Origin of the sequence: Bacteroides sp., from assembly GCF_052357945.1 — a bacterium.
Classification (GTDB): domain Bacteria; phylum Bacteroidota; class Bacteroidia; order Bacteroidales; family Bacteroidaceae; genus Bacteroides.
The window spans coordinates 1-3,986 of record NZ_DAWCXD010000245.1 but is presented as its reverse complement, the minus strand read 5'-3'; the positions used below and the strand labels follow the sequence as shown (position 1 = coordinate 3,986).

The 3,986-nt window shown below is 44.6% G+C and carries 4 protein-coding genes and 1 pseudogene; 3 read left to right on the top strand and 2 right to left on the bottom strand.

What is annotated here, in order from left to right; translation table 11 throughout:
- Positions 1-314 precede the first annotated feature (314 nt).
- The 3 genes from ACT8YW_RS22190 (at position 315) to ACT8YW_RS22180 (ending at position 3,287) form a co-directional block, all read left to right on the top strand.
- Positions 315-1,826: an NAD(P)H-hydrate dehydratase gene (locus ACT8YW_RS22190; protein ID WP_444107171.1), complete on the top strand. Its 1,512-nt coding sequence runs from the start codon at positions 315-317 to the stop codon at positions 1,824-1,826.
- A gap of 72 nt (positions 1,827-1,898) precedes the next feature.
- The gene (locus ACT8YW_RS22185; protein ID WP_444107170.1) at positions 1,899-2,966 is read left to right on the top strand and encodes a DUF4831 family protein; all 1,068 of its coding nucleotides are present in this window, start codon (positions 1,899-1,901) and stop codon (positions 2,964-2,966) included.
- A gap of 36 nt (positions 2,967-3,002) precedes the next feature.
- Complete coding sequence (locus ACT8YW_RS22180; RefSeq protein ID WP_004301893.1) at positions 3,003-3,287, top strand: hypothetical protein; 285 nt, start codon at positions 3,003-3,005, stop codon at positions 3,285-3,287.
- Between the two features lie 18 nt (positions 3,288-3,305).
- Here ACT8YW_RS22180 and ACT8YW_RS22175 read toward each other — a convergent pair whose 3' ends face one another.
- Positions 3,306-3,656 carry a PqqD family protein gene (locus ACT8YW_RS22175; protein ID WP_004315827.1) on the bottom strand — a complete coding sequence of 117 codons (351 nt, stop codon included), beginning with the start codon at positions 3,654-3,656 and terminating at the stop codon, positions 3,306-3,308.
- A 97-nt stretch (positions 3,657-3,753) separates the two neighbouring features.
- Positions 3,754-3,986, bottom strand: a pseudogene (locus ACT8YW_RS22170) (MFS transporter); the annotation flags it as partial.

The following is a 3,986-nucleotide window of genomic DNA, read 5'->3' as shown; positions in this document are numbered from 1 at the left end:
CAAAAATATAAGAATGAAAAAAGGGCGACAAGATAGAATCGCGGAGACGCTTACCAGTGTGAAAGATGTGAAGGGTTAAAAAGAGAACCTTAAATCACAACAAACATCTGTCACACTACAACTTACGTGTCCGTGAAACTTGTGAAAGGTACAAAATGATTATTTTTAATAAATCAAACCACCACGAGTTTGATTCATTTCCCTGCCCCCAACAAGTCATCTCCTTATGATTAACAAGTTTTCTTCCCACAACAAACGGGAAAAGTCAGAAGAATCATGTACATTTGTAATCCGAAAACTAAAAGAACATCGCAATGAAAATATTTCCAAGCAGCAGTATCAAGAAATTGGACGCTTATACCATTGAGAACGAACCTATTGCATCAATCGATCTGATGGAACGTGCAGCAACCGTATTAACAAAAGCCATCACAGACAGATGGAATACGGAAACGCCGGTCACTATCTTTGCCGGACCGGGGAATAATGGCGGAGATGCTCTCGCCGTAGCCCGCATGATGGCTGAAAAAGGATATAAAATCGAGGTATTTCTCTTCAACACGAAAGGAGAACTTTCACCCGACTGCCAGACCAATAAAGAATTGGTAGAAATGATGGAAGAAGTAAAATTCCACGAAATCAGTACCCAATTCGTACCTCCCGTCCTGACGCCCGATCACCTGGTAATCGACGGATTATTCGGTTCAGGCCTGAACAAACCGTTGAGCGGCGGATTCGCTGCCGTAGTGAAATACATCAATTCCTCCCCTGCCATGGTAGTAGCCATTGACATTCCTTCCGGACTGATGGGAGAAGAAAATACATTCAACGTAAAAGCTAATATTATCCGTGCCGACGTAACTTTCAGTCTGCAACTGCCGAAGCTCGCCTTTCTTTTCGCAGAGAACACTGAATTTGTCGGAGAATGGGAATTGTTGGATATCCAATTGAGCGAAGACGGCATTGAAGAGATGGAAACGAACTACGAAATGTTGGAAATAGAGCAAATCCGTTCACTCATCAAGCCACGCAAACAGTTTGCCCACAAGGGAAACTTCGGCCATGCACTATTGATTGCCGGTTCAAAAGGAATGGCAGGAGCCTCTGTTCTCGCTGCCCGCGCCTGCCTCCGTTCGGGAGTAGGGTTGCTGACTGTTCATGCACCAATGTGCAACAACGACATCTTGCAGACCTCCATACCCGAAGCAATCGTAGAAACCGACATCAACGAAACCTGTTTTGCCGTACCTACCGACACGGACGACTATCAAGCAGTCGGCATCGGTCCGGGACTGGGACGAAACGAGGAAACGGAAGCTGCTTTATTGGAGCAACTGGAACATTGCCAGACTCCTGTTGTAGTGGATGCCGACGCACTTAATATCCTTGCCAACCACCGCCATGCACTTACCCACCTGCCGAAGGGTTCCATCCTCACCCCGCATCCGAAAGAACTGGAACGTCTGACCGGCAAATGCCAGGACTCTTACGAACGTCTGATGAAGGCTTGCGAATTGGCTCGTGCCGCCCATGTTCACATTATTTTAAAAGGAGCCTATTCCGCCATTATTACCCCCGAAGGTAAATGTTTCTTCAACCCAACCGGAAATCCGGGAATGGCAACCGGAGGTAGCGGTGACGTACTGACCGGAGTAATCCTGGCACTACTTGCCCAAGGTTATCCCACCGAGGAAGCCGCTAAAATCGGCACTTACATTCATGGATTGGCGGGCGATGTCGCTCAAAAGAAGCAAGGAATGATCGGAATGATCGCAAGCGATATTATCACCTGTCTGCCGACAGCATGGCGACTTGTAAGCGAATAAAAGTTAAGAACTTACAGTTTTTTCAATAACTTCATTAACTTTGTTTTCAAAACCAGTTAAAAAGAACCGAATATGAAAAAGTTGATTATAGCAGCAGGACTACTTATGACAACGTCCGCCTATGCACAAACCGAAGTACTGACAGGGGTTACCCGAGGAAAAGACTATGGAGTGGTTTACAGTCTTCCCAAAACCCAAATAGAACTTGAAATAAAAGCCAACAAAGTCAACTATACTCCGGGAGAATTCAGCAAATATGCTGATCGTTACCTACGACTGACCAACGTCTCCGCCGACCCTGAAGAGTACTGGGAACTGGCTAGCGTAAAAGTGAAATCCGTAGGTGTGCCCAACAGCGAAACTACGTATTTCGTAAAATTGAAGGATAAGACAGTAGCACCGCTCATGGAACTGACAGAGGATGGCATTGTGAAAACGATCAATGTTCCTTACAGCAATAGCAGTGCAGGCAAAAAAGCTGCTCCCGCCCCCGCAGTCCTCCAAAAGAAAGCGAATCCTCGCGAATTCCTGACCGAAGAGATTCTGATGGCTAGTTCTACCGCCAAGATGGCCGAGCTGGTGGCTAAAGAGATCTATAACATCCGCGAAAGCAAAAATGCCTTATTGCGCGGACAAGCTGATAATATGCCTTCAGATGGGGCACAGCTTAAAATTATGCTCGACAATCTGAATGCACAGGAAGAAGCCATGACACAAATGTTCTCCGGCACCTGCAACAAAGAAGAGAGAACATTCACTGTCTGCCTTACCCCTGACAAGGAATTCAACAATGAAGTTGCCTTCCGCTTCTCGAAGAAGTTAGGTGTAGTTGCCAACAATGATTTGGCAGGAACTCCGTTTTATATCAGTCTGAAAGACCTGAAATCGGTCAAGATACCACAAGAAGACGGTAAGAAGAAGAAAGATTTGGATGGAATCGCCTACAACGTACCCGGACAAGCTATGGTTACACTGACCGACGGTAAAAAGAAACTTTACGAAGGTGAACTTCCTATTACTCAATTTGGTGTGATAGAATATCTGGCTCCGGTTTTGTTCAACAAGAATTCTACCATCAAAGTTTATTTTGATCCGAATACGGGAGGATTGCTCAAAGTGGACAGAGAAGAAGGGAAATAGAAAAACGAGGAAGTGAACTTCTAAAAAACAAAGAATATGGTTGGTGAAGGACATGCATTCGACATGATACGCCGAATAAAAGAGGGACGGGAAGCTTCCCGCCTACGTCGTGAACGTGCTAACGATAAGTTGAAGCATCTAAACCGTGCAAACGAACCTTATCCACTACCCAACACCACCCCCGAAGAAATGGAACGTATCATCCACGACTCGGAGAAAAAGAAAGAGAAAGACAGCAATTATTTTGTTTGGGGAACGCTTATTATCATGGGGGTCCTGATAGCAATTGCCGTCATACTTTGGGCTGTATTTATCAAATAAATAATAATAAGTTCCTATTTATACGACTGGTATCACCAGTTTTATAAATCCATCTTTCTGCATTTGAGAAAGATAAGCCGATACACGCGACTCGTAGCCCTCTTCATTTTGAAAGTGGTCTGCGAGTTTTTCTATAATCTCACGAACATTGCGTTTTCCATCTATCAGTTCCCATACAGCCGTACCGTGTTCTTCCAATTTCACATGAAGTTCTTTCGACATTCCTTTCGGCACAAGGAAGCGTTGCATCCACGGATATTTAAAACGGGGAAAGGAGAGCACAATTGTCTCCCCTTCCCTTTCTGCTGTAATATGTTCACTGCGACAGGGAATGACCTCTAACAGGTTGATTTTCTCTTTAGCAGCCATACTTCTTATTTTTTATTTCAGAGTATTCATACTGATACTCTTCTGTTTACACCTTGATACAAAATTCCTTTGTTACTTTAGGTATTGAATTTCCCAGTTACTTTTGGATATTCGCCTCTTCCAAACCGTATCCCTTCTTCTTGTTCTCTGCCTTCAACATCAAAGCCACAATCAGAGCAAGCACACCAAAGAGAGCAAAAATAGCCATCGGCAACGTGTAGTCATAAGTCTGTGCACCGTCTACTACCGGACCTTTGCAATAAGTATTCAACACCCATCCGATCAACAAAGGAACACCCATCAATCCCCAGTTCTGTACCCAGAAAATCA

Coding starts and splice junctions, on each gene's coding strand:
- ACT8YW_RS22180 (WP_004301893.1), top strand. CDS start 3,003: ATGGTTGGTGAAGGACATGCATTCGACATGATACGCCGAATAAAAGAG.
- ACT8YW_RS22190 (WP_444107171.1), top strand. CDS start 315: ATGAAAATATTTCCAAGCAGCAGTATCAAGAAATTGGACGCTTATACC.
- ACT8YW_RS22175 (WP_004315827.1), bottom strand. CDS start 3,656: ATGGCTGCTAAAGAGAAAATCAACCTGTTAGAGGTCATTCCCTGTCGC.
- ACT8YW_RS22185 (WP_444107170.1), top strand. CDS start 1,899: ATGAAAAAGTTGATTATAGCAGCAGGACTACTTATGACAACGTCCGCC.